The sequence below is a fragment of the Pseudoclavibacter endophyticus genome (assembly GCF_008831085.1).
Taxonomy (GTDB): domain Bacteria; phylum Actinomycetota; class Actinomycetes; order Actinomycetales; family Microbacteriaceae; genus Pseudoclavibacter; species Pseudoclavibacter endophyticus.
This window is the reverse complement of the sequence record NZ_WBJY01000001.1, coordinates 1,294,642-1,319,794: the sequence shown is the minus strand read 5'-3', so window position 1 is coordinate 1,319,794 and position 25,153 is coordinate 1,294,642. Positions and strand designations below refer to the sequence as shown.

Annotated in this window: 23 protein-coding genes; 6 read left to right on the top strand and 17 right to left on the bottom strand. The window is 69.8% G+C overall.

What is annotated here, in order from left to right:
* Positions 1-118: 118 nt before the first annotated feature.
* The 5 genes from F8O04_RS05880 to typA all read right to left on the bottom strand — a co-directional run bounded on the left by F8O04_RS05880 (position 119) and on the right by typA (position 5,634).
* A complete protein-coding gene (locus tag F8O04_RS05880; RefSeq protein ID WP_158028347.1) occupies positions 119-1,438 on the bottom strand; it encodes a citrate synthase in 1,320 nt (439 codons plus the stop codon).
* 209 nt (positions 1,439-1,647) lie between these two features.
* The gene (dapC, locus tag F8O04_RS05875; protein WP_158028346.1) at positions 1,648-2,781 is read right to left on the bottom strand and encodes a succinyldiaminopimelate transaminase; all 1,134 of its coding nucleotides are present in this window, start codon (positions 2,779-2,781) and stop codon (positions 1,648-1,650) included.
* Positions 2,778-3,125: a ferredoxin gene (gene fdxA, locus F8O04_RS05870; RefSeq protein ID WP_158028345.1), complete on the bottom strand. Its 348-nt coding sequence runs from the start codon at positions 3,123-3,125 to the stop codon at positions 2,778-2,780. The genes dapC and fdxA overlap by 4 nt, the downstream gene beginning before the upstream one ends.
* The gene (locus F8O04_RS05865; protein WP_158028344.1) at positions 3,122-3,694 is read right to left on the bottom strand and encodes an LptF/LptG permease family protein; all 573 of its coding nucleotides are present in this window, start codon (positions 3,692-3,694) and stop codon (positions 3,122-3,124) included. The genes fdxA and F8O04_RS05865 overlap by 4 nt, the downstream gene beginning before the upstream one ends.
* Before the next feature lie 11 nt (positions 3,695-3,705).
* A complete protein-coding gene (gene typA, locus F8O04_RS05860) occupies positions 3,706-5,634 on the bottom strand; it encodes a translational GTPase TypA (RefSeq protein WP_225734893.1) in 1,929 nt (642 codons plus the stop codon).
* Between the two features lie 271 nt (positions 5,635-5,905).
* Here typA and F8O04_RS05855 point away from each other — a divergent pair, with 271 nt between their 5' ends.
* Positions 5,906-6,721 (top strand): CPBP family intramembrane glutamic endopeptidase, encoded by an 816-nt coding sequence (locus F8O04_RS05855; RefSeq protein ID WP_225734892.1) that lies wholly within the window; start codon positions 5,906-5,908, stop codon positions 6,719-6,721.
* A gap of 87 nt (positions 6,722-6,808) precedes the next feature.
* Here the strand turns inward: F8O04_RS05855 and F8O04_RS05850 are convergent, their stop codons facing one another.
* The 6 genes from F8O04_RS05850 to F8O04_RS05825 form a co-directional block, all read right to left on the bottom strand.
* Complete coding sequence (locus F8O04_RS05850; RefSeq protein WP_158028343.1) at positions 6,809-7,462, bottom strand: hypothetical protein; 654 nt, start codon at positions 7,460-7,462, stop codon at positions 6,809-6,811.
* Between the two features lie 2 nt (positions 7,463-7,464).
* Positions 7,465-8,127 (bottom strand): hypothetical protein, encoded by a 663-nt coding sequence (locus F8O04_RS05845; protein ID WP_158028342.1) that lies wholly within the window; start codon positions 8,125-8,127, stop codon positions 7,465-7,467.
* A 5-nt stretch (positions 8,128-8,132) separates the two neighbouring features.
* Positions 8,133-10,295: a 4-alpha-glucanotransferase gene (gene malQ / locus F8O04_RS05840; RefSeq protein ID WP_158028341.1), complete on the bottom strand. Its 2,163-nt coding sequence runs from the start codon at positions 10,293-10,295 to the stop codon at positions 8,133-8,135.
* A 93-nt stretch (positions 10,296-10,388) separates the two neighbouring features.
* The gene (locus F8O04_RS05835; RefSeq protein ID WP_158028340.1) at positions 10,389-10,901 is read right to left on the bottom strand and encodes a Rieske (2Fe-2S) protein; all 513 of its coding nucleotides are present in this window, start codon (positions 10,899-10,901) and stop codon (positions 10,389-10,391) included.
* A 42-nt stretch (positions 10,902-10,943) separates the two neighbouring features.
* Positions 10,944-12,197, bottom strand: a complete 1,254-nt coding sequence (locus F8O04_RS05830) for an MFS transporter (RefSeq protein WP_158028339.1) — start codon at positions 12,195-12,197, stop codon at positions 10,944-10,946.
* On the bottom strand, positions 12,194-13,648 hold the full coding sequence (locus F8O04_RS05825) for an MFS transporter (RefSeq protein WP_158028338.1): 1,455 nt from the start codon (positions 13,646-13,648) through the stop codon (positions 12,194-12,196). Before F8O04_RS05825 ends, F8O04_RS05830 begins: the two co-directional genes overlap by 4 nt.
* A gap of 123 nt (positions 13,649-13,771) precedes the next feature.
* Here F8O04_RS05825 and F8O04_RS05820 point away from each other — a divergent pair, with 123 nt between their 5' ends.
* Positions 13,772-14,092, top strand: a complete 321-nt coding sequence (locus F8O04_RS05820; protein ID WP_158028337.1) for an MGMT family protein — start codon at positions 13,772-13,774, stop codon at positions 14,090-14,092.
* A gap of 107 nt (positions 14,093-14,199) precedes the next feature.
* Here F8O04_RS05820 and F8O04_RS05815 read toward each other — a convergent pair whose 3' ends face one another.
* The 3 genes from F8O04_RS05815 to tpx all read right to left on the bottom strand — a co-directional run bounded on the left by F8O04_RS05815 (position 14,200) and on the right by tpx (position 18,492).
* Complete coding sequence (locus tag F8O04_RS05815) at positions 14,200-17,028, bottom strand: lamin tail domain-containing protein (protein ID WP_158028336.1); 2,829 nt, start codon at positions 17,026-17,028, stop codon at positions 14,200-14,202.
* 224 nt (positions 17,029-17,252) lie between these two features.
* A complete protein-coding gene (locus F8O04_RS05810; protein WP_158028335.1) occupies positions 17,253-17,840 on the bottom strand; it encodes a hypothetical protein in 588 nt (195 codons plus the stop codon).
* Positions 17,841-17,991: 151 nt separating this feature from the next.
* On the bottom strand, positions 17,992-18,492 hold the full coding sequence (tpx, locus tag F8O04_RS05805) for a thiol peroxidase (RefSeq protein ID WP_158028334.1): 501 nt from the start codon (positions 18,490-18,492) through the stop codon (positions 17,992-17,994).
* A 122-nt stretch (positions 18,493-18,614) separates the two neighbouring features.
* On the opposite strand from tpx, the gene F8O04_RS05800 reads away from it, so the two are divergent.
* Together F8O04_RS05800 and F8O04_RS05795 are read left to right on the top strand one after the other, a co-directional pair.
* Complete coding sequence (locus F8O04_RS05800) at positions 18,615-19,832, top strand: DNA glycosylase AlkZ-like family protein (RefSeq protein ID WP_188726248.1); 1,218 nt, start codon at positions 18,615-18,617, stop codon at positions 19,830-19,832.
* A gap of 84 nt (positions 19,833-19,916) precedes the next feature.
* Entirely contained in the window at positions 19,917-20,417 is a 501-nt protein-coding gene (locus F8O04_RS05795) for a glutathione peroxidase (protein WP_158028332.1), read from the top strand.
* A 25-nt stretch (positions 20,418-20,442) separates the two neighbouring features.
* Here F8O04_RS05795 and F8O04_RS05790 read toward each other — a convergent pair whose 3' ends face one another.
* The gene (locus F8O04_RS05790) at positions 20,443-20,982 is read right to left on the bottom strand and encodes an SRPBCC family protein (protein WP_158028331.1); all 540 of its coding nucleotides are present in this window, start codon (positions 20,980-20,982) and stop codon (positions 20,443-20,445) included.
* A gap of 67 nt (positions 20,983-21,049) precedes the next feature.
* On the opposite strand from F8O04_RS05790, the gene F8O04_RS05785 reads away from it, so the two are divergent.
* Positions 21,050-21,856, top strand: coding sequence for a YwaF family protein (locus F8O04_RS05785; RefSeq protein ID WP_225734891.1), 807 nt, complete (start codon positions 21,050-21,052; stop codon positions 21,854-21,856).
* On the opposite strand, the gene F8O04_RS05780 is transcribed toward F8O04_RS05785, so the two are convergent.
* A complete protein-coding gene (locus F8O04_RS05780; RefSeq protein ID WP_158028329.1) occupies positions 21,783-22,496 on the bottom strand; it encodes an NAD(P)H-binding protein in 714 nt (237 codons plus the stop codon). The genes F8O04_RS05785 and F8O04_RS05780 overlap by 74 nt on opposite strands.
* A gap of 33 nt (positions 22,497-22,529) precedes the next feature.
* Positions 22,530-23,603 (bottom strand): LLM class flavin-dependent oxidoreductase, encoded by a 1,074-nt coding sequence (locus F8O04_RS05775; protein ID WP_158029126.1) that lies wholly within the window; start codon positions 23,601-23,603, stop codon positions 22,530-22,532.
* A gap of 178 nt (positions 23,604-23,781) precedes the next feature.
* On the opposite strand from F8O04_RS05775, the gene F8O04_RS05770 reads away from it, so the two are divergent.
* Positions 23,782-25,134 carry an MFS transporter gene (locus F8O04_RS05770; RefSeq protein ID WP_158028328.1) on the top strand — a complete coding sequence of 451 codons (1,353 nt, stop codon included), beginning with the start codon at positions 23,782-23,784 and terminating at the stop codon, positions 25,132-25,134.
* Positions 25,135-25,153 lie beyond the last annotated feature (19 nt).

Genomic DNA, 25,153 nt, shown 5'->3' with positions numbered 1-25,153 from the left:
GGCTCGAGCGGGGGTGTTGATGTCCTCTCACCGTAGTTGGCGGTTCCGCGCCGCAGGCTGAACCGTGGCTGCGGAAACGGTCACAGAACGGCAACGCCGGCGTCGCCACGCTCCGGCATCAGTGCTCGAAGCTGCGACCTTCCGGATAGTGGCGCTCCCGCTCGCCGATGTACAGCTGCTGCGGGCGCCCGATCTTCGTCTTGGGGTCGTCGTTCGCCTCGCGCCAGTGTGCGAGCCAGCCGGGCAGGCGGCCGATCGCGAACAACACGGTGAACATGCGTGTGGGAAACCCCATGGCCTTGTAGATGAGACCGGTGTAGAAGTCGACGTTCGGGTAGAGACGCCGCTCCTTGAAGTAGTCGTCGTTGAGGGCGACGTGCTCGAGTTCGAGGGCGATCTCGAGCAGTGGGTCTTTGACGCCGAGGTTCTCGAGCACCTGGTCGGCCGACTGCTTGACGAGGCGGGCGCGCGGGTCGTAGCTCTTGTACACGCGGTGCCCGAATCCCATCAGACGGACGCCGTCTTCCTTGTTCTTGACTCGCTGCACGAAGCGGTCGACGCCCTCGCCGGACTCCTGGATGTTGCCGAGCATGTTGAGCACTGCCTCGTTCGCGCCGCCGTGGAGGGGGCCGTAGAGCGCCGAGATGCCGGCCGAGATCGAGGCGTAGATGTTGGCCTCGGTCGAGCCGACGAGGCGCACGGTCGACGTCGAAGCGTTCTGCTCGTGGTCGGCGTGCAGAATGAGCAGCCGGTCGAGCGCCTCCGCGAGGACGGGGTTGACCTCGTACGGCTCGGCCATGACGCCGAAGTTGAGCTTGAGGAAGTTCTCGACGAAGTCGAGCGAGTTGTCCGGGTAGAGGAACGCCTGGCCGATCGATTTCTTGTGCGCATAGGCCGCGATGATCGGGATCTTCGCGAGCAGGCGAATCGTGTTGAGCTCGACCTGCTCGGGGTCGTTGACGTCGAGAGTGTCCTCGTAATAGGTCGAAAGCGCGTTGACGGCGCTCGACAGCACCGACATCGGATGCGCGTGCGACGGCAGCGCGTCGAAGAAGCGCTTCAGGTCTTCGTGCAGAAGGGTGTGGCGACGGATGTTGTCGGCGAACGCCTCGTACTGCGTGTCGGTCGGCAGCTCGCCGTAGATGAGAAGGTAGGCGACCTCGAGGAACGTCGAACGGGCCGCGAGCTGCTCGATCGGATACCCGCGATAGCGAAGAATGCCCTGTTCGCCGTCGATGAAGGTGATGGCCGACTTGGTCGACGCCGTGTTGACGAACCCGTTGTCGAGCGCAGTGAGCCCGGTCTGCTTGGTGAACGTCGAGACGTCGACGGCGTCGGGACCCTCGACTGCCCGGAGGATCGGGAACTCGGCGGTTCCGCCGGGGTGATTGGCGGTGATGACCTCTTGCTGCGATGCGTTCTGCTGCTCGTCGCTCACTGATCCTCCTTGGTCACACGTGGGTCTCGTTCGTGGACTCGTGTGTCCACTCGCAGTGACGGCCCCGTGTCAGGGCCGGGCTTCCCCCAGCCTAGAGGGTTGCGGTTCCTGGCTTCACGCTGCGCGGCGAAGCGCGTGATCACGCGACGAGCCTACTGGGTTCGGCAAACCGGCAGACCGACCCGAGTGCCTTCACGCCCCGTCTGCGTTCACGTCTCGTCTGCGTTCACGCCCCGGCGGGCGGAGCCTTCCAGCCGCTCGGCGGCGGCCGCGATGTCCGCGTCGCGCGCCGTGAGACTCAGCCGCACGTGGCGAGCACCCCCGGCACCGTAGAAGGGGCCGGGACCGGCGAGGATGCCGACATCGGCCAGCGCCGACATCGTCGCCCAGGCGTCTTCATCGCGGGTGCCCCACAGGTAAAGGCCAGCCTCGCTGCCCTCGACGCGGAGTCCGAACGCCTCGACGGCCGGTTTCAAGACCCCGCGACGGGCCCCGTACGTGGCGCGCTGCGCATCCGCGTGCTCGTCGTCGCCGAGCGCGACGGCCATGGCGTGCTGCACGGGGCCCGGCACGATGAGCCCCGCGTGCTTTCGGGCCCGCACCAGTGTCGCGATCAGCGCCGCGTCACCGGCCGCGTAGGCGGCGCGGTACCCGGCCAGGTTGGAGCGTTTCGACAGCGACGAGCAGGCGAGCACGCCGGCCCGGCTCTCGCCCACGACCGCGGGGTCGAGGATCGACGGGATCGACCGCGCGCGCCAGTCGTCCCAGCCGAGCTCGGCGTAGCACTCGTCGTTGATGACGACGGCGCCGAGCTCGCGGGCCCGCTCGACCGAGGCCCGCAGCCGGCCGGTGTCGAGCACCAGCCCATCAGGATTGCCCGGTGAGTTGCGCCACACGAGTTTGGTGTCGTCCGGCCAGTCGGCTGGGTCATCGGAGGCGACGATTCGCGCGCCCGCGAATGCGGCGCCCATCGCATAGGTCGGGTAGGCCACCTCGGGCTGCACGATGGCATCACCCTCCCCGATGCCGAGGAAGAAGGCAGTGAGCGCGACGAACTCCTTCGACCCGACCGTCAGCATGATCTCGTCCGATCGCAGGCCCGGGACCCCTCGACGACGCTCGAACCACGCCGCGATCGCCGCCCGCGAGGCCTCGGTACCCTGCGTCGTCGGGTAGGCGGGCGCGTCGGCCGCCTCATCGAGGGCGCGCCGGATCAGCTCGGGGGTGGGGTCGACGGGCGAGCCGATCGACAGGTCGAGGAGGCCGCCAGGGTGCGCGCTCGCGCGGTCGCGATACGGCGTGATCGCGTCCCAGGGATACTCGGGCAGCGGCCCGAGTGTCACTCTGCAGCCTCGTGCTGCTGCTCGGCGGTTCCCTGAGGCGGCAACGCCTTGATGACGCCGTGGTCGTGGTGGATCACGCCGACCTTGGCCGCTCCGCCGGGCGATCCGATCTCCTCGAAGAAGTCGACATTCGCGGTGTAGTACTCGGCCCATTCGTCGGGCAAGTCATCCTCGTAGTAGATCGCCTCGACGGGGCACACCGGTTCGCAGGCCCCGCAGTCGACGCACTCATCCGGGTGGATGTAGAGCATGCGGTCGCCCTCGTAGATGCAGTCGACGGGGCATTCGTCGACGCACGCACGATCTTTGAGGTCGACGCACGGCAGCGCGATCACGTAGGTCATTGCTTGGGCTCCTGGAACGTGTGCTCGTGGGGCGGTGACGCGGGGGGCTGCGAACCAGGGTACTCGCGGGGGCCATTCGTCGCCGCCGGCGCCGGCGGTTGTGACGCAGTGTTGACACCGACGGCGGCGCGTCGAGCATCTGCGCGGGTGCGCTCGAGGTTCGGCCAGAACGCGGCGCCGAACGCGATGATCGGCGGGGCCGCCAACCAGATCATGCCAGGCAGGTCGCCGAGGATGACGATGCTGTTGCCGAAGCCGAACGCGATGAACAGAATGCCGACGACGATCCCGCCCGCGAAGGCGCCGCTGACCGATCGCCTCGGCGAGTTCAGCCGCAGCCCGACCGCGAACGCCGCGACGCAGGCGATCGCGACGACGAGGCCGTACCAGATCGTGACCTCGCCGAGGTCGAAGCGCGAGCGGTGCGTGAACGAGCCGATGACACCGACGATGACGCCGAGCAGCGCGTAGAGCGCCACGACCGGCAGGCGCTGCGCGAGCGTCTCCCGCTCGCGCGGGGTCGTCGATTCGATTGGCACGGCGTCAACGGGCACGCGGTCGTCGGACATGGCGAACGAGATTACGCCTTCTTCGCCCGTGACGTAGCGCGGGCGCGGGCCGTCGCGTCGAGCTGGACCTTGCGGATGCGCACCTTCTCCGGCGTCACCTCGACGCACTCGTCCTCGCGCGCGAACTCGAGGCACTCCTCGAGCGTCAGTTGGCGGGGCGGCGTGAGCTTCTCGAACTCATCGGCCGTCGACGAGCGCATGTTCGTGAGCTTCTTCTCCTTCGTGATGTTCACGTCCATGTCCTCGGCGCGCGAGTTCTCGCCGACGACCATGCCCTCGTAGACCTCGTCGGTCGGGTTGACGAAGAACGTCATGCGCTCCTGCAGCGTCATCATGGCGAACGGCGTCGCGACACCGGCGCGGTCGGCGACGATCGATCCGGAGATCCGCGTCGTGATCGGGCCGGCCCACGGCTCGTAGCCGTGGGAGATGGCGTTGGCGATACCCGTGCCGCGCGTGATCGTCATGAATTCTCCGCGGAACCCGATGAGGCCGCGCGACGGAATGATGAACTCCATGCGCACCCAGCCGGAGCCGTGGTTCGACATCGAGTCGAGGCGCCCCTTGCGAGCCGCGAGGAGCTGGGTGATCGCCCCGAGGTGTTCCTCGGGCGCGTCGATGGTGAGGTGTTCGAAGGGCTCGTGGCGCTGCCCGTCGATGACGCGCGTGACCACCTGTGGCTTGCCCGCCGTGAGCTCGAAGCCCTCACGACGCATGTTCTCGATGAGCACCGAGAGCGCGAGTTCGCCACGGCCCTGCACCTCCCACGCGTCTGGCCGGCCGATGTCGACGACGCGGATCGAGACGTTGCCGATGAGCTCGCGGTCAAGCCGGTCCTTCACCATGCGCGCCGTGAGCTTGTGGCCCTTGACCTTGCCCATGAGCGGCGACGTGTTCGTACCGATCGTCATCGAGATGGCGGGCTCGTCGACCGTGATCGCCGGAAGCGGGCGCACGTCATCGGGGTCGGCGATCGTATCGCCGATCGTGATCTCCGGAATGCCCGCGACGGCGACGATGTCACCGGGACCGGCCTGCTCGGTCGGCACGCGGTCGAGCGCCTTCGTCTCGAGCAGCTCGGTGATCCGCACGTTGTGCACCTCGCCGTCCGCCCGCACCCACGCCACGTTCTGCCCCTTACGCAGGGTGCCGTTGTAGACGCGCAGCAGCGCGAGGCGGCCGAGGAACGGCGACGCGTCGAGATTCGTCACGTGCGCCTGCAGGGGTGTATCGGGATCGAACGATGGTGCGGGAATGTGCGTGAGGATGGCCTCGAAGAGCGGTTCGAGGTCGTCGTTATCAGGGAGCGAGCCGTTCTCGGGCTGATTCGTGCTCGCGGCGCCCGCGCGGCCGGACGCGTAGAGCACGGGCAGGTCGAGGATCGAGTCGACATCGAGGTCAGGCACTTCGTCGGCGAGATCGCCCGCGAGGCCGAGCAGCAGATCGTGCGACTCGGCCACGACGTCATCGATGCGCGCATCGGGGCGGTCGACCTTGTTGACGAGGAGAATCACGGGCAGCTTCGCGGCGAGGGCCTTCCGGAGCACGAAGCGCGTCTGCGGCAACGGCCCCTCCGATGCGTCGACGAGGAGCACGACCCCGTCCACCATCGACAGGCCGCGCTCGACCTCACCGCCGAAATCGGCGTGGCCCGGCGTGTCGATCACGTTGATCGTGATGCCGCCGTCGATCGCGTGCGCGCCCTCGTACCGGATCGCCGTGTTCTTGGCGAGAATCGTGATGCCCTTCTCGCGTTCGAGATCGTTCGAGTCCATGACGCGCTCGTCCGTTGCGAAGTGGGAGTGGGCGCCGAACGAGTTCGTTTGACGCAGCATGGCGTCGACCAACGTGGTCTTGCCGTGGTCGACGTGGGCGACGATTGCGACGTTGCGCAGGTCGGCGCGTGAGGTCATGGATGCGGCGGGCGGCGAAGCGGTCATACGTGGAGGCCTTCAGGTGCGGGTGGCGAAGGGGGCTGTGCCCTCACCGAATAGGTCGGCAAGTGGCGTGAGCGTCGATAGGCGATGCTCTGTCGGGGGCAGCGTCGGGACGGCGCGCGGCGGTGGCCGGGCGGCGAACTCCGCTTCTGCGGTTCCCGCGGCCCCATCGCGGGGCACTCCATCGTATGCCACGCGCCTTGCGTACCCGCGCCGCCGCCCACCCACCGGCCCGTGAGGCACCGCGTGGGCGCGGTCGCCCTAGACTCTCGGCGTGTCGAACATCATGCACGCCGGCGAGAACGTAGCTCCGGAGCAGGCGGGCGCGATGCGTCCGCGCCGGCGCATGATCGCGGAGATCTGGATCGTGCTCGCGCTGGCGATTCTGCCGTCGGCCGCATACGCCGTCGTGCAGTTCGCCGACCGGGTCACCCGCGAGACGGCGATCGGTGAGCAGACGGCGACGCTGAACGCGTCGAGACATGACCGAGCGGTGTTCGACGCGGCGTATCAGCTGATCAGCGTCGCCGCCGATCTCGTTCCCGTGGCGCTCGCGATCTGGTTGCTGTGGACCCCTGCGATTTCAGGGTTTCGCGCGCTCGGTCTCGATCTGACCCGACCGCGGCACGATCTCGGATCAGGGCTCCTCCTCGCGACGGTGATCGGCATCCCCGGCCTCGGTCTCTACCTCGCCACGAGGGCGATGGGGCTCACCCCCGCGATCGAGGCGAACTCGCAGGCGCTGTCATGGTGGACCGTCGCGCTGCTCGTACTGAGCGCCGTGCGCGCGGGTCTGCTCGAGGAGGTCGTCGTGGTCGGCTACCTGCAGACGCGCCTTCGCGACCTGGGGTGGGGGCTGTGGCCAACCATCATCGCGTCAGCGCTGCTGCGTGGCTCGTACCATCTGTATCAGGGAGTCGGCATGGCCATCGGCAACGTCGTCATGGGGCTCGTGTTCGGCTGGTGGTACCAGCGCACGAGACGCACCGCTCCCCTCGTGGTCGCGCACGTCCTGCTCGACATCGTCTCGTTCGCGGGCTACTCGGCGGCCGTTGCGTCGTTCGGCGGCCCGTTCGTCGCCGCGACCTGACGCGCGCCCGGCGGCGTCCGGGACCGGCGCCTGGGAGCAGATGCTCCGGGATCGGGCGCCTCGGAACCGGATGCTCCGTGACGGCCGCTATGGGAACGGAACGACGAAGTTCTGGTGGCCGTACCGCCACTCGATCAGGCCCTCGTCGACCGGTGTCTGGACCGACATCCACACCGAACCCGTCGCGCTCTCGCCCGGCCCGACATCGTCGATCCACTCGCTGCTCGGCACGCACTCGTGACCGAGCCAATCGCCGAGGTATTCGCCGTTCGGCCCCTTCACGTACAGCAGGAAGAGCGCGAAGGAGGTCGCGTAGTCGAGGCTGCCCTCCTCCGCGGCCAGGTCGTCCTCGGCCGTGATCGTGAGGTCGACCTGGACATACGACAGTCCCTCTTCCGGCTCCACGCAGTCATCGAAGCCCGTGGTCACGCCGTCGACCTGGAACGTGCCGACGGGATTGCCGCCACGGCCCTCGATCTCGCCCGCCTCGCCAAGCGCGAGCGGAACATCGCTGGGGATCGCAGGGGGACCGTCCCCCGCACCGTCGTCACCCGAACCGTCGACGTCAGACCCGCCATCGTCGGGCGGCGAAGGGTCCGTCGTCGAATCGCCACTCCCCGTGATCTCGGGGGTCGGCGTGTCTGTCGGCGTGTCACCGGCTGCCAACGTGGAGACGAGCGTGCATCCCGAAAGCGCGACGACCATCGCGATCGACAGTGCGGCGGTCAGCGTGCGTCGCAAGATCAAAGGCCTCCCCAGACCGAGGGTGGAACGTAGAAGTACTGGTGGCCGTAGAACCAGCCGATGGCGAACAGTTCGTCCGCGACATCGTAGGCCAGCGCACCGGACTCCGTATTGCCCGGCTGCACGGTCGAGAGCCGGTCGGCTGGCGGCAGGCAGTCGTAGTCGAGCCCGCCCGACAGCGAGATACCCGTGAAGGGATCGATCACGTCGATCGTCGAGAGATCAAAATTCCGCCCGTACCACGAGTCGCTCTGGTCGACGAGTGACTCCTCCGCCGTGAGCTCGAAGCTCGCGATGACGAACTTGCCGTACTTCGATTCGTCGGCGTGGGTGCTGGGGCACGTCGTGTCGTCGTCGACGTTCGTGACCGTGATCGTGCCGACGACCTCGCCCTCCTTGCCGATGATGTCGTGCGGAACGCCGAGTTCGAGCTGCACATTGATGCGGTCGGGCGCATCGTCGGGGACGTCCGGCGGGACGATCGGCTCTTCCGTCTCCCCCGCCTCTGTCGGGTCCGGCGTGTGGCCGGTCGGGTCTTCGGGCTGCGCCGCGGTAGTCTCGGGCGGCTCCTCAGCCTGCGGCTCCCCGAGGTGCGTCACGAGCGTGCACCCCGAAAGCAGCCCCGCGACGGCGACGGCGACGACGATCCGGACGGCGTTCATGCGCTTCATCCTGGCACGTCACCCGCGCCGGTCTCGTCCACCGCGGGGGTGACGGCGCCTCGCACTCGCGTCGATGCCGCCGCGAGCGCCGCCGCGAATGGCGATGAAACGAGTTCCTCGAGCGACATCGGCGCGCCGTCGGAGCCTGCCAGCGGGATCGACCAGTTCGGGTATTCGTCGGAGGTGCCCGGCTGATTCACGCTGCGGCGGTCGCGGGCGAGGTCGGCCACGGCTACGCCGAAGGCGTTCGCTGCCGACATCGCCACGAAGCGATGCAGGGCGACGACCCGATCATCGACGCTCGCCCCCGGGTCGAGCATCCCGAGCTCCTCCAGCCTGGCGAGCACGCGGTCGATCGACTCGCGCTCGGCCTCGCGCTCCTCGTCAGCGCTGCGGGTGAGCAGGCCGAGGCGCTCACGGAGCTCGACGTGCGCGAGCTCGAGATAGCCGGCGGTCGGCGGCAGGTCGTGCGTGGTCACGGCGGCCAGGCACGCTTCGCGGTACTCGCCGGGGTCCATCGGCCGATCGTCGGCATCCCGCTCCCACCAGACGATCGACGTGCCCGACACGCCTCGGTCGGCCAGCGTTCGCCGCGTGCCGGCTTCGACGACGCCGAGGTCTTCGCCGATCACGCGGGCTCCGGCGCGCTCGGCTTCGAGCAGGAGCACGCCGAGCATGGCCTCGGCGTCGTAACGCACGTACGCGCCCTGGCCTGCACTGTTGCCGTTCGGAATCCACCACAACCGGAAGAGCCCCAGGATGTGATCGATGCGGACGCCACCGGCGTGCCGGAACACGGCCCGCAACATGTCGCGGAACGGGGAGTAGCCGGCCTCGGCCAGTCGATCGGGTCGCCACGGCGGCTGCGACCAGTCCTGGCCGAGCTGATTGAACGCATCGGGCGGTGCGCCCACGCTCACGTCGCCGGCGAGGACGTCCTGCAGCGACCACGCGTCGGAGCCGTGCCGGTGCACGCCGACCGCGAGGTCGTGCACGATGCCGATGCGCATGCCCGAGGCGCGTGCGTCCGCCTGCACGCGCGCGAGCTGCTCGTCGACGATCCACTGCAGCCATCGGTAGAAGTCGACGCGCCCATCGTTGGCGTCGCGGAACGCGGCGACCGCGGGCGTGACGGGCTCGCGCAGCCCGTCGGGCCACGCGTGCCAGTCCCTGCCGTACTGTTCCGCCAGCACGCAGTACGTCGCGAAGTCGACGAGCCCTTCGCCCTCCCGCTCGCAGAATTCTCCGAAGGCCCGCTGCCGGTCGCGGTCATCGAGGTCGGTCTCGAAGATCGCGCCGAGCGCGTCTCGCTTCGCGCGCCACATGGCGTCCCGGTCGATGCCGTCGAGGGCGTTGCCCGCCTTGGCGGCCGCCCCGAGCGAGGCGAGGCGCGCGGCCACGTGCTCTGGCATCCTGCCGGCATCGATCACCTCGTCGATGCGCACGATGCTCGGATCGACGAATCGCCGCGTGACCGGCAGGTACGGCGACGGCTCGACCGGCACCACGGGTGCCGGCGCGTGGAGCGGGTTGAGCAGCAGGAAGTCGGCGCCGTGCCCCGCACCCCATTCGGCGAGGGTGCTGGCGTCACGCAGGTCGCCGACGCCCCACGAGCCGGCCGAGCGCACCTGGTACAGCTGCGCCATGAGACCCCAGATCGGCCCGCGGTCAACGCCGCCTCGCTGGGGAACGACGGCGACCGTCGCCGTGGCGGTCGGTACGGCCGCACCGCGCACATACGCTCGCAGCTCATGCCAGCCGCGCGGCAGGTCGCCGGGCAACTGGAACGTCGCGCGGCCGACGAACGTTCCGTCGACCTCGCGAGGATCGACCCAGTTCTGGAGTTGCTCGGCGGCCCTGACCGAGCCGTCCTCGAGCACGATGTCCACCCGGACGGCGTCGCCGTGCGGCACGTGCACGGGGAAGCTGGGCGACTGCCCCTCGCGCGTCACGAGCGACGGCGGGAGCATGCGCCGCCACGGTCGCTCGTCGGCGTCGGCGAGCGCGAGCTCGATCGACTCGGGCGTCGACCCGTCGACGTCGAGGGCGCGAAGCACGGCGACCAGGGTGGGCTCATCGACTCGAGTCGCGGCACCTGTCCAGTCTTGGTACTCGGTCACGACGCCGTGACGCGCCGCCAGTTCGGCAAGCCGGGGGTTGTCGTGCACCCGGCAAGTGTAGACGCCACGGGCGGCGACCGCCTGCCACGACGCCCCCACGACGACTCCGCCCACGAAGGCGCAGCTCCGATGCGCGCGCCGCTACCCCGCCAACGTCACCGTCACGCTGTCGCCCGACACGTCTGCGCTGAGGGCGCGCAGGGGTTCGGTGGCGGGGCCGCCGATGGGTGAACCGTCGGCGAGGTCGAAGAGGCTCGAATGACAGGGACACATGACGCCCCGGCTGCTGACGCTCGCGACGGCGCAACCTTGGTGCGTGCAGACGCCGCTGAACGCGCGCACATCGCCCTCGGTCGGCTGCGTCACGACGAGCGGTACCTCACTGACGATGAGCCCGCCCCTGACCGGCACCTCGGCCAGCGACACCGTCGCCAGCACCTCGCCGCCCGCCGCACCGCCCGCCGTCGCGTCCTCACCGGGGCCGCCGGTTGCCGCATCCACTCCCCCATCGTCCCCGGGAGCGTTGCCGGCACACGCCGCGAGCACGCTCGCGACCGCGACCGAGCCACCGGCGATGGCGACCGAGCGGCGCGAAACGGGGCGGGCCGCTCCCCGCGGCAGCGCGTCGTGGATGCTGGGGAGGCGTTCGATCATGCCGGCAAGCGTAGTGGCGGCCCGCCGAGCCGGGCGTCGCGCCTAGTTCGCGCCACCCAATCGGTAGCCGTACCGCTTCACGCCGAGGAACTGGGCAAGCAGCAGGGCCATCGCCGCCAGTGCAACCGTGAACCACCATGACGACGACCAGTTGCCTGTCGCCGTCGTCAGGGCCGCGAGCACCGGCGGGCCGAAGAAGAGTCCGGCGTTGGTGCACTGCATGAGGATGCCGACGGCAGTCGTCGACGACCCGCCCGTCGGCATGACGCCGAGCACGAGCGGGAACAGCGTGCCGGGGATGAGCCCCGCGACCGCGGAGAACACCAGGACGGCCGCGAACTGTCCGCCGGTCGGCAGCTCGAGCGCGAAGATGCAGAAGCTCGAGACGGCCATCACCGCGGCCCCGATCGACAGCAGCAGCCTCGCGCTCGCGCCGCGCTGCAACAACACGGCCGCCGATACGTTTCCGAGCACGTTCGCGCCGCTCGCGATGCCGCTGAGCAGGTTCGCGAGGCCGGGGTCGGCACCGGCGTCGCCGAGGATCGTGGGCAGAAAGCCGAGCACGGCCATCCACGTGGCGGCGTAGAACATGAACACGAGGCCGCACACCCATACGCCTCTCGCACGCACCGTGCGCGACAGCGAGTCGCGGATGCTCACGTCGCTCCGCGTCGAGCGTGGTCGATCAGCGGGCACCCAGAGCAGCACGGCGACGGCGACCACCGCCGTCAGCGCGCCCGCGACGATCCAGGTTCCCTCTTTCGTGGCGAGACCGGCGAGGAGGGCCGTGACGGTCAGCGTGCCGAATGCCGCGAGCCCCATGTAGCTACCCCACGCCCCTGACGCGAGGCTCCGCTGAGCGGGCGGGGCGATGGAGCGGATAACGCCAGGGCCGGCGACGATGGCGAGCAGGAAGCCGACCGATTCGACGCCGCGCAGGACGAGGAGCATCCAGAACTCCGCCGCGAACGCGCCGCCGATCGACGCGACGGAGAGCACCGCGAGACCCGCGAGCATGCAACGGCGAAACCCGAGGTACTCCGCGAAGAAGCCGACCGCGAGGCCGCCGACGACGCCCGCGAGCTGCAGCACGCCCATCAGGAATCCCGCGTCGACGAGCGACGTGCCGAAGCGCTCGCTGATCTCGGCGACGAACGGCGGCACCTTCCAGATGTGCACACCGGCGGCGACGCCGGCCAGGATGACGAGCGGCCATCGGCGGCTCGCCACGATCGCCCCGCCCGGCATCGACCCTGACGTGACAGGACCGGACGCGGGCCCACGTGATCCGGTCATCCGAGCTCCTCCTCAAGGGGCTGGCCCATTCGCTCGGGCAACGCGATGGCCGCGAGGGCGGCGATGACGAACGCGGCGGCGAACACGCCGAACACCAGGAGCTCCCCGCCGGCACCGCTCCCGCCACCGAGCGCGAGCAGCGGGGGCACCAGGAGGGGGGCGATGATCGACGCGATGCGGCCGAACCCGGCGGCGGCACCGGTTCCGGTTCCGCGCACGTTCGTGGGGTAGAGCTCGGGGCCGATTGCGTAGAGCGCACCCCACGCACCCAGGTTGAAGAACGACAGGGTCATGCCCGCCGCGATGATCATCGGCTCGCTCGCCGCGAGCCCGTACCAGGCGGCACCCACCGCCGAGCCGACCAGGAACGACACCAGCGTGATGCGCCGGCCGAGGCGCTCGATCAGCCAGGCCGCGACGAAGTAGCCGGGGAGCTGGGCGAGGGTGATGATGAGCGTGAACTCGAAGGCGCGCACGAGGTCGAAGCCACGGCCGGTCAGCAGGGTCGGGATCCAGATGAAGGCGCCGTAGTAGCTGAGGTTGATGCAGAACCACACGAGCCACAGCGCGATCGTGCGGCGCCGCATCCGCTTCGACCAGATCGATACGCGAACGTCGCCCGGCGTCGCGCCCGGCGCTCGATCCGCGCGCTCCGACGCGGCGGCGATCAGTGCGGGCGTCGGTGGCAGGATGTTCGCCGACGATTCAAACTGCCGCACGGCGGCTTCCGCCTCGTCGACTCGCCCCTTCGCCTCGAGATGGCGCACCGATTCGGGCAGGGCAAAGCGCACCACGAGGGCGTAGGCGGCGGGAACCAGGCCGATCGCGAGCGCCCACCGCCAGCCGTCGTCGCTGAGGGGAATGACGAAGTAGCCGATGAGCGCGGCGAGAATCCACCCGACAGCCCAGAACGCTTCGAGGAGCACGACCATCCGGCCGCGGATGCGCTTGGGCGCGTATTCGCTGACGAGGGTGGAGGCGACGGGCAATTCGGCGCCGAGACCGAGGCCCACGACGAACCGCAACGCCATGAGCGCGGCGACCGAGGTCGCGAGGGCGGCCGCGCCCGTCGCGATCCCGTAGACGAGCATGGTGAGGGCGAAGACCTGGCGGCGGCCAAGTCGATCGGCGAGGAGACCGCCGAGCGTGGCGCCGAGCGCCATGCCGACGAAACCGATCGAGCCGATCCACGACAGTTCGGTCGTGCTCAGACTCCACTGCACCTGCAGGGCGGCCATGACGAAGCTGATGAGACCAACGTCCATAGCGTCGAGCGCCCAGCCAATGCCGGAACCGGTCAGCAGTTTGCCGTGGCGCTTCGTGAACGGCAGGCGGTCGAGGCGCTCGTTGCGGGTGAGCGGCGTCCCCGCGGAAGGGTCACCACCGGGCGCCCCGCCGCTGGGAGAGATGCCGGGGGCGTGTCCGCCCGACGCGTCATCGCGAGACGTCATGCGTCGCATCCTTCCCCCGTCGGCGCGCTGCGACCGCAGCAGAACGCGCACAGCCTACTGCGGGGGCCGGCGGGGCGCGGTAGCCGTCGAATCGAATGAGGCAGCGCGTGACACGATAGACGGATGGCTTCGGGATGGGACCGGTACCTCGACGCGGTGAGACTCGTGCCGCCCGGCCGGGTCGCGACGTACGGCACGATCGCCGTCCTCGCCGGGTCGCCGCGCGCGGCCCGCCAGGTGGGGTACGCGCTCGCCTCGGTCAGCGAGGATGCCGGGGTTCCGTGGCACAGGGTCGTCGGCCGCCGAGGCCGGGACGGGATCGGGATCTCGCTCGCGGGACCGGGTGGCGAGCTGCAGCGGACGCTGCTCGGAGACGAGGGGGTTGACGTCGACGACGCCGGCCGCATCGCCGGGGGCCGCGAGTGGTTCGGGGAGGGCGGCTAGGTCATCGTTCGAGCCCTCGTCGCGCCGCTTTCGTCGGCCTCCTCGAGGAGCGAGCGTCCGCTCCCCGAGGAGGGGTCGCCAGCCCCGAGGAGGGGCCGCCAGGGCCGCTACACGCTGCGGCGGCGAGCCAGCAGCACCGCGGCACCCGTCAGCAGCAGCGCGGCGACAACCCCGAACGGCAGCAGGCCGCCGTCGGTGACGGCGAGGCCGTCGCGACCGGCCTCACCCGAGCCGTCGTCGCCCGAGCCCTCGGAGCCCGAGCCGTCGTCGCCCGAGCCGTCGTCACCCGAGCCGTCGTCACCAGCGGCGTCAGCACCGGCCCCGGCATCCACCCCGCCCATCGCGTCGTCGCCGGGATCCGTCGACGGCGGCGTCGTGATCGGCGGCGTCGTGACCGGCGGCGTGCTCGCCTCGCAGGCGAGGGCGCCGACCCGGATCGAATGGCCGTCGGTGTTGTTGTCGTCGGCGTACCAGACGGGGCGCAGACCATCGACGCAGAACGACTGCGGTGATGTCGCGAACCCCTCGTTCGCCACGTTGTCCATGTCGCCGGGACGGGCGACGTAGGTGATCGCGGCATCCGGCATTCCAAGCGCGAGCTGCGCGGCGAGACCGTCGCAGGCCTCATCGCACACCACCCAGAGCACGTCGAGCACGGAATCGTAGTCGAGGGCCATAACACCGCCCATGCCCGGATCGATCGTCGCGATCACGTCGGCCGTGCCGTCGGGCGAGAGCGCGAGCGCGGTCACCTGGCCGGTCGCCTCGACGCCGACGAAGAACACGCCGGGCAGCGCGCCCGGAGAGTTCGCCGCGTCGTAGGCGGCACCGGACTCGTCGACGAGTCCGGCCGCTGCGTCTGCCGGCACCCACTCGACGGCTTCGACGCCCGAGTTCGCGCCGGTTGCCGGGAGCACCGAGTTCAGGTTCCACTCGTTCGTCGCGATGAGCTCGTTGCCCGACGCGTCGGGATCCACCTGCAGCACGGTGTTGCGGCTCACACCGCTCGCATCGCCGTCGCGCTCGACGCCGATGTAGAGCTGCCCGTCGGGGCCGACCGAGACACCCTCCGCGTCCGGAACCCCGGCGCCGTCGGCGAAGCGCACCTGCTTGCCCGACTCCCAGCCCGCGGCTGGCGTCCACACCGTGTCGTCCTGTTCAAGCGCCCACAGCGCACCGGTGCCGTTGACGACGGCCCAGAGGATGCCGCGCGACTCGTCGTAGTCGAGCCCCGAAAGATCCCCGTCGAAGGTTCCGGCGGCATCCCCGAACTCGACCGTGTCCGGGCCGGGCCACGGGCCGATCTCAAGGTCGCCCTCGCAGGAGTTCGGCCCGCCCTTCGTGGGCGCGAGGCTCTCCGCGAACGGGCCGGTGCCGTCGGGGCAGCGGGCGAGCGTCGTGCTCGCGTGGGACGACCAGCTGACCTCGTCGAGCAGCGCGCCCGCGGCGTCCCAGAGCCGCACCTGGTCGTTGCCGCCGAGCCCGAATCCGAGATCGACATCGTCGATCACGAGGTAGCCGCCCGGGGCGATCGTCGTGTCGCCGGGGATCTCGTACGTGTGGTCGTCGTCATCGTCGCGCACGACGAACCCGGAGACGTCGACCGGGTCGGTGCCCACATTCGCGAGCTCGACCCAGTCGCCCGGGTCGCCGCCTGACGATTCAACCTCGTTGATGCGCACCGGCGCGCCGCAGTCGTTCTCGGCACCCTTCGTCACGCTCGTCTGAACGACGCCCTCCCCCGTGCCGTTCGGGCAGCGGCCGAAGCTCGTCGCGGCGTGCCCGCTCCAAGCCAATTCGCTCACGAGCGTGTCGTCGGGCGTGAAGAGACGAGCCATGTCGTTCGCGCCGAGTCCGAACCCGAGCGCCGACTCTTCGACGATGAAGTATCCGCCGGCCTCGATGACGGTGCCGTCGGGGATGACGCTCTCGCGCGTGTCGTTGTCGTCGCGCACCACCCACCCGGACAGATCGACATCGCTGTCGCCCGTGTTGAAGAGCTCGACCCAGTCACCGGGAATGCCTCCGGACGATTCTGCTTCGTTGACGACGACGGCGGTGGCGCCCGGCGCGAGCACGCAGTCGTTCGGCGCGCCCTTCGTGGCCGCCGCCGTGTCTCCAAACGTCCCTTCGCCGTCGGGGCAGCGACCGAGCGTCGGATTCCCGTGCGCGTTCCACGTGACCTCGTCGACCGTCTCGCCCTCCGGCGTGTGCAGGCGGGCCATGTCGGCGCTGCCCAGACCGAAGCCGAACTCGGCCTCGTCGAGCACGAAGAACCCGCCGGGCTCGATCACGCTGCCCGCCGGCAGCGCGTAGCGGTGGTCGTCGCGATCGTCGAGGAAGACGAAGCCGCCCAGGTCGATGGTCATGTCACCGACGTTGATGAACTCGACCCAGTCGCCAGGCTCGCCGCCCGACGAGGCGACCTCGTTGATGCGCACCTGCACCCGGCAGTCGTTCGGCGCACCCTTCGTGGCCGACTCGGTCGGCTGGAACTCGCCCGTGCCATCGGGGCACCGGCCGTAAGTCTCGGCGGCGTGGCCATCCCACGCGTACGCGTCGACCATGGCACCGCCGGCATCGAAGAGGCGCACCTCATCGGCCGAGCCGAGCCCGAAGTCGAAACCGCCGACGCCACCGTCGACCTGATCGATGACCACGAACTCGCCGGGCTCCGCGACGGTGCCGGCCGGGATGACGTAGGCATCGCGGTCCTTGTCGTCGCGCACCTCGTAGCCGCCGAGGTCGATCGCGACGTCACCCGTGTTCATGAGCTCGACCCAGTCGCCCGGGTCACCATCCGACGACTCGACCTCGTTGATCGCAATTGGACCGACGGCGGGCGCTGCGGACGCCGTTATGGGCACGGACGTCAGCATCGCGCCGACGGCGACGACGGCGGTGATCCCTGCGATGGTGCGGCGGCGACGGCGCATTCGAGCTCCTAGCGGGAAGGGCGAAGGGCGGGAGGACGCCGCAGTCGACCACGGCCTGACCACGCGGGGGTAACGCCGCGGTGAACACCCGACGTTCCCGGGTCGGTTCGCGCCGGCCACGATCGGGCCGTGCCGGCACCGCACCGGTGCACCGAGTACCGCGCCGAGCGCCGTGTGGACGCGGGAGGCCCGTCGCCGGGCTGACTGCCCTCGTGCCGCCCTGGTCAGGCGTGCTCGGGCGGGCGGGCCAGCAGCTGCGCGCGTTCAGCGAGATACGTGTCGAGCGGCAATGCCGCGTGCAGCGGGGCGGCGGGCGCCCAGCGGACGACGATGCCGTCGCGGCGGAGGGCGAGCGGCTCGTACCCGCCGCCCGAAGCGGCCAGGTCCTCGAGATCGACCGCGGTGCCGTCGACGTGCACCGTCACGCCCTCGGGAACCCGAGCCCGATACGCCGCGTGGCGCAGCACATCCCGCTCCCGCGCCGACTCCGCGGCGTAGCCGACACGCTCGGGCCGCCGCGCGCGCGTCGTCCTCGCCCCGATCAGCACATCGCCGGTCGTTGACAGCACGAGCACGCCGAGGCGCCAGCCATCGCCCTCGCGACGCAGGCGGGCCTCGCGCGGGAACACGCCGAGGATGCGGCGCTCGGGTACATAGGCTGCCAGCGGATCGGGCTCGATGCCGGCGTCGTTGAGCAATGCGCACGCATCAGCCACTGCGGCGCGGGCCTCACCCACACGGGCATCCGCGTCACCCGGCGCGCCACGTTCCTGCGGCCCCTCGCCGCCCGGCCGTTCCTCTTCCGCTCGCACCCCGTCACGCTAACGGAAGACCCGTGCGCCCGGAGGAGCATCACGCTCTGGCTGGCACGCCCTCCACGAGTCGCTCCGAACGATCGCGCCGACGACGCAGGAGGGCCGCCCGGCAATATGCGGGGCGGCCCTCGGCGAAATGTCGGCGACGCTACGCCTGCAGCGCTTGGATCGCCTCGTCGTACGCCGGTTCCTCGCCGATCTCGGGCGAGACCCGCGTGTAGGCGATGGTGCCGTCGGCGTCGATCACGACGACCGCTCGCGCGAGCAACCCGGCAAGCGGCCCGTCGGCCTGGCCGACGCCGTAGTCGTCACCGAAGCTTGAGCGGAACGCCGAGGCGACGACCACGTTCTCGATGCCCTCTGCACCGCAGAACCGCGCCTGCGCGAAGGGCAGGTCCTTCGATGCGTTGACGACGACCGTGTTGTCGAGGCCTGCGGCGAGCTCGTTGAAGCGACGCACGGAGGCTGCGCACACGCCCGTATCGAGCGACGGGAAGATGTTGAGGACGACGCGCTTGCCGGCGAAGTCGCCGAGCGTCACGGGTGCGAGGTCGTTGCCGACGAGCTCGAAGTCGGGGGCCTGCGACCCGACCTGGGGAAGCTCGCCGGTCGTCGAAACTGGAGTACCGCGGAATGCTGTCTGTGCCATGCGCCCATCCTGGCATCGCCCGGCGGCGCCGTCGACAGCTCCCGCACATCCGGCGCACACGGCAGATCGATGTGTCGCGATCCTTCAATCGGCCCGCGCCACCCGAACCTAGGCTCTCCCTCATGTCAGCAACGTCGATGACCGTGACCCGCGAACAGGCGCTCCGCTATCGCTGGCGCGCCACCGGACTCGATGCCGAGCCGGGAGACGCGGTTCTGCCAGAGCTCGCCGCGCTCGACCTCGGCGTGCAGGAGGGAGCCAATGCCGCTGGCGTGATCGGTCTCGTGAACCGCGGCGTGACGCCGGCCGAGGCGATCCGCTGCACGAGCGGCTTCACCGAGGAACTCGCCCTCGCGTGGACGGTGCGCGGCGCGCCCCAGTACATCCGGCGCCGAGACCTGGCCGACGTGGAGGTCGCAGTCTCGCCGTTCAGCGACCGCGACGCGAGCAAGCGCGTCCTCCTTGCCGACAGGGATTTCGCCGCGGCCGCCGTCGAGGCCCGGGACGGGATGCGCGTGGTCGCCACGGCCATGCGCGAAGCGCTGGCCGACGCCGCGGTGGACGCCGGCGCGACCGGCGAGTCGGCCCGCATGTCGAAGGGCGAGCTCTCCGGACGACTGACCGCAACGCTCCCGCGTCCCTACCTCGTCGACTGTCGCCCGTGCCGTGCCACGCATCCGCAGGAGCAGCTCTTCCGCATCTGCGCGTTGCACGCGGGCGTCGAGCTGGAGCCCGGCACGAATCCGCCGCGCCTCCGCATCGCCCCCGAATGGCCGGAACGCCCGGTCGGCCCGGAGGACGACCCGTCGAGCGCCCCAGCGGCACTGCAGGTCATCCGCGCCTACCTGCACCTGCTCGGGCCGGCCTCTCCCCGCGACGTCGCGGCGTTTCTCGAGACCAACGTCGGCGAGGTCAAGCCCCGGTGGCCGGACGATGTTCGAGAGGTCGAGATCGACGGTCACCGGGCTTCCATGCTCGCCGCCGATCTCGACGCGCTCGCGGCCGCGGCCGACGCGCCGGCACCGCGCGACGCCGCTGTCCGGCTGCTGAGCGGGTTCGATCTCCTGCTCGCCGCGAAAGACCGAGAGCGGTTGGTGTCCGATCCGATCCGGCGCAAGCAGCTGTGGCCCGTGCTGGGGAGACCGGGCGTCGTCGCGGTCGACGGCGATCCCGTCGGCGTGTGGCGACCGAGGTCGAAAGGAAAGGCGCTCACCGTGCGGGTCGAGCTCTGGGGCGGGTCCGGTTCCGGCCGAGCGCGACACATCGACGCGATCGACACGCAGGCGGAGCGCATCGCGCAGGCCCGCGATCAGCGACTCTCGCGAGTCGAAATCGCATGATACGGCCGGAGGCGCCGACCGCCATCGCCGGTTCGCGAACCGCGGTCGTGGCATGTGAGCGCAAGCAATGGCAGAATTCCGGGCGTGTCAACTATCCATGACTTCCAAGCCGCGTCGCTCGACGGCACCCCCGTCGACCTCGGCGACTACCGCGGCAAGGTGCTCCTCATCGTCAACACCGCCAGCAAATGCGGTTTCGCGCCGCAGTTCGCTGGGCTCGATGAGCTCCATCGCAAGTACTGCGACCGGGGCTTCGCCGTCCTGGGCTTCCCGAGCAATCAGTTCCGCCAGGAGCCCGGCACGAGCGAGCAGATCGGCGAACTGTGCTCGACCCGGTTCAACGTGAGCTTCCCGATGTTCGCGAAGGTCGATGTCAACGGCGCCGACTCGCATCCCGTGTGGGCGTGGCTCAAGCACGAGCGCAAGGGCGTGCTCTCGAGCGCGATCAAGTGGAACTTCACCAAGTTCCTCGTCGGCCGCGACGGGCACGTGATCCACCGTTATCCCCCCAACGCCGAGCCCGAGACCCTGCGGCACGACATCGAGAAGGCCCTCAAGGCACCCTCCGAGTCTGCCGCAGCCTGACGGGTCGGCGCCGCAGCCTGACGGGTCAGGGCCCCGCGGTCGAGTCGGCCGCCTCGGCGAGCTCGGCGAGGCGTTCGAGCGACGCCTCGAGGTGCTCGGCCGTCGTCGCGCGCGCCCGTACCTCGCGCGCTGGATCATTGAGCCGTGACCAGTCGTACGTGTGCGTCACGCGCGTGCCGTCGCGGTGCGGCTCGAGCTCCCAGCGCCAGAGGTGGCCCGGTCGCGCCGCACCCGGCTCCGACGGTTGCCACGCGATGCGGCGCCCCTCTTCGAACTCGACGACGTGGTTCTCGCGGATCATGCCCTCCCTCGTGAGGCGCATGACGAAGACTTCGCCGACCTCGCGCACGCGCTGACCCGAGTCGGCCCAATCGAGGTTGTCGTTGCCGTCCCACCGCGGCTGCTGCGCGGGGTCGGCGATGAGGGCGAAGATCACATGCGGCGGCGCGACGATGTCGCGGGTGGCGGCGACGACGCGCGCAGCCTCGTCGGCGGAACCCGGCGTCGCGCGAGCCGAATCGGGTGTCGAGTCAGCGGAAGCGGGCGAGCTGCTGGATGTGGTCATGTGCTCAGTCGACCACCGCTGCGCTCCGAGCGCCAGGGATTTTTCCCCTGCCGATACACTCGCGCGCGTGATCGCCGGAGCATCCGTGGGCCGAATGCCACAGTACGGCGTCGAGCACGCGGCCGCGCTCGCCGTGATCCTCGTCGCGGTCGTCGTCTGCACGACGGTCGCGAAACGGGCCAGCGATGAGGCGCGGGTGGAGCGTGTGCTCACGCTCGCGGGCTGGGCGATGCTCGCGGCCTCGACGATCTGGATGCTTTGGCAGTTCCTGCCGGCGAACTGGACGATCGAGCAGTCGTTGCCGTTCCACTTCTCCGACGCCATGCGCTTCGTCACGGCGATCGCCCTCATCACGCGCTCGGGGTGGTCCGTCGCGGTGCTGTACTTCTGGGGGCTCACACTCAACATGCAGTCGGTGCTCACCCCGGACCTGAACTACCAGCAGTCGGCGGCGCTTGAGTTCGCGATGTACTGGCTGCTGCACGCCGTGCCGCTCATCGCCGCCGTCACCTTGACGTGGGGGCTCGCGTACCGGCCGACGTGGCGCGGCTACGGCGTCGCATTCGCGTTCACGGCGCTCTGGGCCGGCATGGCGTTCGTCGTGAATCTCATGACCGGGGCGAACTACGGCTATATGAGCGGTGCGCCGGCAGGCAGATCGCTGCTCGACCTGCTTGGCCCGTGGCCGCTCTACATCGCGTGGGAGGCGGTGCTCGTCGCGGGCGCGTGGGCGCTCATGACGTGGCCTTGGACATCACGGCCCCGGATCGTGGGCTCGGCGCCGGCCGACCGGTACGGCCTCATACGCCGTCGCTGCCGGCCGGCACTGTCGCAAGTGCCTGCGCGATTGGCGTCTGCCCGTCGTAGAAGTTGACCGTCGACCGGATCGCCGCGCCCTCCGCGAGCACGTGCGCAATGACCTCGGCGACGTTCTCGCGAGACGTGCTGGCGTTGTCGCCGCCGGGCTCATTGCCGTCGATCCGCCCTTCCTCGTCGGCGATCGTGATGGCGCCGGTGGCGGGCTCGAGCGTGAGGCGGCCGGGACCGAGGATCGTGTATTCGAGGTCGGTGCCCCGCAGGTGCCGGTCGGCATCATGCTTGGCCTTGGCGTAGGGGAAGAATGAGTCGCTCGGGTCGATCACGTTGACGTCGACCCCCGCGCGAGCGTACGAGACGAGCACGAAGCGCGACACCTCGGCGCGTCGCGCGGCCGTCATCGACTGCACGGCGGCCTCGAAGTCGATGGCACGCGTGCGCTCGGGGTCGCCGCCCCCCGCGCCGGCGGCGAAGACGATGGCCGCGGCACCCCTGAACGCCGTCGCGAGCTCGTCGACGCTCGCCGACTCGATGTCGAGCTCGACGGGCGCGGCCTGTGCAGCCTCCAGATCGCCACGCTGCCCGGGGTCACGAATGATCCCCTCGACCGAGAAACCCCTCGACGCGAGTTTCGGCGCGGTGAGCAACGCGACCTTCCCGTGCCCTCCGACGATGACGATGCGTGGTGATGTGGACATGTAGTTCTCCTCGCGATGCGGTGCGGTCGGGGATCACGCCGGCGACGTCACCGCTGCGGCGCTCACGCCGCGCACGGGCCCCTCGGTGTTCGGCTTCCATCCAAGCGCGGGTGCGACGTGCGTTGCAAAGTTCCCGAGGATACTCAGGTTCGCGTCGACCCCCAGCTGTGAGGGGATCGTGAGCTTGAGCGTGTCGGCCGACATGACCGCCGCGTCGTTTCTCAGGGCGCCGATGAGCGCATCCGGTTCGCCGACGTAGGTGCGGCCGAAGGTCGACTCGTACCCGTCGATGATGCCGATCTGGTCGCGTGCGCCGCCCGCCCGCAGCTGGTAGAACACCTGGTCGTCGGCAGTGACGACGGGAAACACGCTGCGGCTCACGGAGACACGGGGCGTGCCGGTGTGGCCCGCGGCGGCGTACGCGGCCCGGTATCGCTCGATCTGCTCGGCCTGCAGGTCGCCGAATGCGTCGCCCGTCGCTTCGGTGAGCAGGGTCGAGCTCATGAGGTTCACCCCCTGCTCGCCGACCCACTCAGCGGTGGCGCGGGAGCCGGCACCCCACCAGATGCGATCGGCGAGGCCGGGCGAATGCGGCTCGATCGGCAGGCGCGCCCCCGCCCCGAACTGGCCGGGTGCCGCATCGACGACCCCGCCCCCGCGGATTGCGGCCATGAAGCGGTCGAAGTGCTCGCGTGCGAGGTCGGCCCCTCGAGGATCCTGCGCGCCCTCGTACCCGAAGGCCTCCCACCCGCGATCGGCCGGCTCGGGCGAGCCGCGGCTCACGCCGAGCGCGACCCGGCCGTCGGCGATGAGGTCGAGCGCCGCCGCCTCCTCGGCGAGGTAGAGGGGATTCTCGTAGCGCATGTCGATCACGCCGGTGCCGACCTCGATGCGCTTCGTCGTCGCCGCGATTGCCGACAGCAGAGGCATCGGCGAGGAATGCTGACGCGCGAAGTGATGCACGCGGAAGTAGGCGCCGTTCACCCCGAGCTCGTCAGCGCCGCGCGCGATGTCGATCGCGTCGTGCAGCGCCTGTCGGGCATCGGGGCCGGGAACCCGCCCGCCCGGGCCGTAGTGACCGAAACTGAGGAAGCCGAATGCGTGCATGTGCATAGAAACAACGCCGGGGCGGAAACATTCCCCGCGCCCGTGTTACGTGCGGATCACGCGCGTGTGAAACATGCTTTACGCTGTAGACAGGTTGTATACCGCCGTAATACCTTCAGTGCACCGCCCAACGGGGCGCGGTGTCTGATCCCGACAGGAAGGCAACGGTCACAACAACATGTCCATCGCACCAGCAGCATCTGCGCCACCGAAGGCCAAATCGCGCATGCGCCTTGTCGCCGGGTCGAGCCTCATCGGCACCGCCATCGAGTGGTACGACTTCTTCCTCTACGGCACGGCCGCAACCCTCGTGTTCAATCAGCTCTTCTACCCGGCAGGAGACCCGTTCGTCGCGACCCTGCTCTCGCTCGGCACTTTCGCGGTCGGGTTCGTGGCCCGCCCTCTCGGCGCGGTCGTGCTCGGACACCTCGGCGACCGGAAGGGCCGCAAAACCACGCTCGTGTGGAGCCTCATCCTCATGGGGATCGCCACCTTCCTCATCGCCCTCGTCCCGAGCTACGCCGCCATCGGTGTCGCGGCTCCCGTGCTCCTGCTCGTCCTGCGGATCGTGCAGGGCTTTGCGCTCGGCGGCGAGTGGGCCGGCTCGATCCTTCTCGTCAGCGAACACGCCGACGACGGCAACAGGCGCGGTTTCTGGTCGTCATTGCCGAACCTCGGCCCGTCGGTCGGCAGCCTCCTCTCCGCGGGCGTCATGAGCCTGCTGTCCGCGTCGATGAGCAACGAGGCATTCCTCGACTACGGCTGGCGCATCGCCTTCGGCCTGTCGGCCATACTCGTCATCGTCGGTCTCGTCATGCGCCTGGTCGTCGAAGAGACGCCGGTGTTCGAGCAGCGCATGGCCGCCGAGAAGCTCGCGCCGAAGACGGCTGCCAAGCTGCCCCTCGTGACGGCGCTGAAGTCGAACTGGAAAGAGATCCTGCTCGCGGCCGGAACGCGCATGGGCGAGAACGCCGGGTACTACCTGTACACCGTGTTCATCCTCACCTACGTCACCGACATGGTCGGCTCCGACCGCCAGTTCGCGCTGAACGCCGTCATGATCGGCCAGGTGGTCGCGATCGTGCTCATCCCCCTCCTGGCGATGCTCTCCGACCGCGTCGGGCGCAAACCGCTCCTCCTCGTCTCATCGATCCTGACGATCCCGTGGGGCTTCGCGTTCTTCGCGCTGCTCGACCGCGGCGACCCGTTTTCTATCACCGTTGCCGCCGTCGGCGGGCTCATCATCTTCGCCGGCTTCAGCTCCGCCATCGGCGCCTTCTATTCCGAGCTGTTCCCGACCGAAGTCAGATACACCGGCACGTCCGTCGCCTACAACACCGCTTCGATCCTCGCGGGCGCCATCTCGCCGATCATCGCACTTTCGCTCTACCAGGCCACGGGCACCGGCACCTCGATCGGGTTCTATCTGGCCGGCATGGGCGTCATCTCCCTGGTGAGCGTCCTGCTGGTCCGAGAGACCCGGAAGGTCAAGCTCAGCGGACGCGACGACGAGCTCGTGACGAGGCACTAGCGAGCGACGGTCTGCATAC

Excerpts from the sequence above, each read along its gene's own strand:
- fdxA (WP_158028345.1), bottom strand. The coding sequence starts at position 3,125 with ATGACCTACGTGATCGCGCTGCCGTGCGTCGACCTCAAAGATCGTGCG.
- F8O04_RS05865 (WP_158028344.1), bottom strand. The coding sequence starts at position 3,694 with ATGTCCGACGACCGCGTGCCCGTTGACGCCGTGCCAATCGAATCGACG.
- typA (WP_225734893.1), bottom strand. The coding sequence starts at position 5,634 with ATGACCGCTTCGCCGCCCGCCGCATCCATGACCTCACGCGCCGACCTG.
- F8O04_RS05845 (WP_158028342.1), bottom strand. The coding sequence starts at position 8,127 with ATGAACGCCGTCCGGATCGTCGTCGCCGTCGCCGTCGCGGGGCTGCTT.
- F8O04_RS05835 (WP_158028340.1), bottom strand. The coding sequence starts at position 10,901 with ATGATCGAACGCCTCCCCAGCATCCACGACGCGCTGCCGCGGGGAGCG.
- F8O04_RS05830 (WP_158028339.1), bottom strand. The coding sequence starts at position 12,197 with ATGACCGGATCACGTGGGCCCGCGTCCGGTCCTGTCACGTCAGGGTCG.
- F8O04_RS05825 (WP_158028338.1), bottom strand. The coding sequence starts at position 13,648 with ATGACGTCTCGCGATGACGCGTCGGGCGGACACGCCCCCGGCATCTCT.
- F8O04_RS05820 (WP_158028337.1), top strand. The coding sequence starts at position 13,772 with ATGGCTTCGGGATGGGACCGGTACCTCGACGCGGTGAGACTCGTGCCG.
- F8O04_RS05815 (WP_158028336.1), bottom strand. The coding sequence starts at position 17,028 with ATGCGCCGTCGCCGCCGCACCATCGCAGGGATCACCGCCGTCGTCGCC.
- tpx (WP_158028334.1), bottom strand. The coding sequence starts at position 18,492 with ATGGCACAGACAGCATTCCGCGGTACTCCAGTTTCGACGACCGGCGAG.
- F8O04_RS05800 (WP_188726248.1), top strand. The coding sequence starts at position 18,615 with ATGTCAGCAACGTCGATGACCGTGACCCGCGAACAGGCGCTCCGCTAT.
- F8O04_RS05790 (WP_158028331.1), bottom strand. The coding sequence starts at position 20,982 with ATGACCACATCCAGCAGCTCGCCCGCTTCCGCTGACTCGACACCCGAT.
- F8O04_RS05780 (WP_158028329.1), bottom strand. The coding sequence starts at position 22,496 with ATGTCCACATCACCACGCATCGTCATCGTCGGAGGGCACGGGAAGGTC.
- F8O04_RS05775 (WP_158029126.1), bottom strand. The coding sequence starts at position 23,603 with ATGCACGCATTCGGCTTCCTCAGTTTCGGTCACTACGGCCCGGGCGGG.
- F8O04_RS05770 (WP_158028328.1), top strand. The coding sequence starts at position 23,782 with ATGTCCATCGCACCAGCAGCATCTGCGCCACCGAAGGCCAAATCGCGC.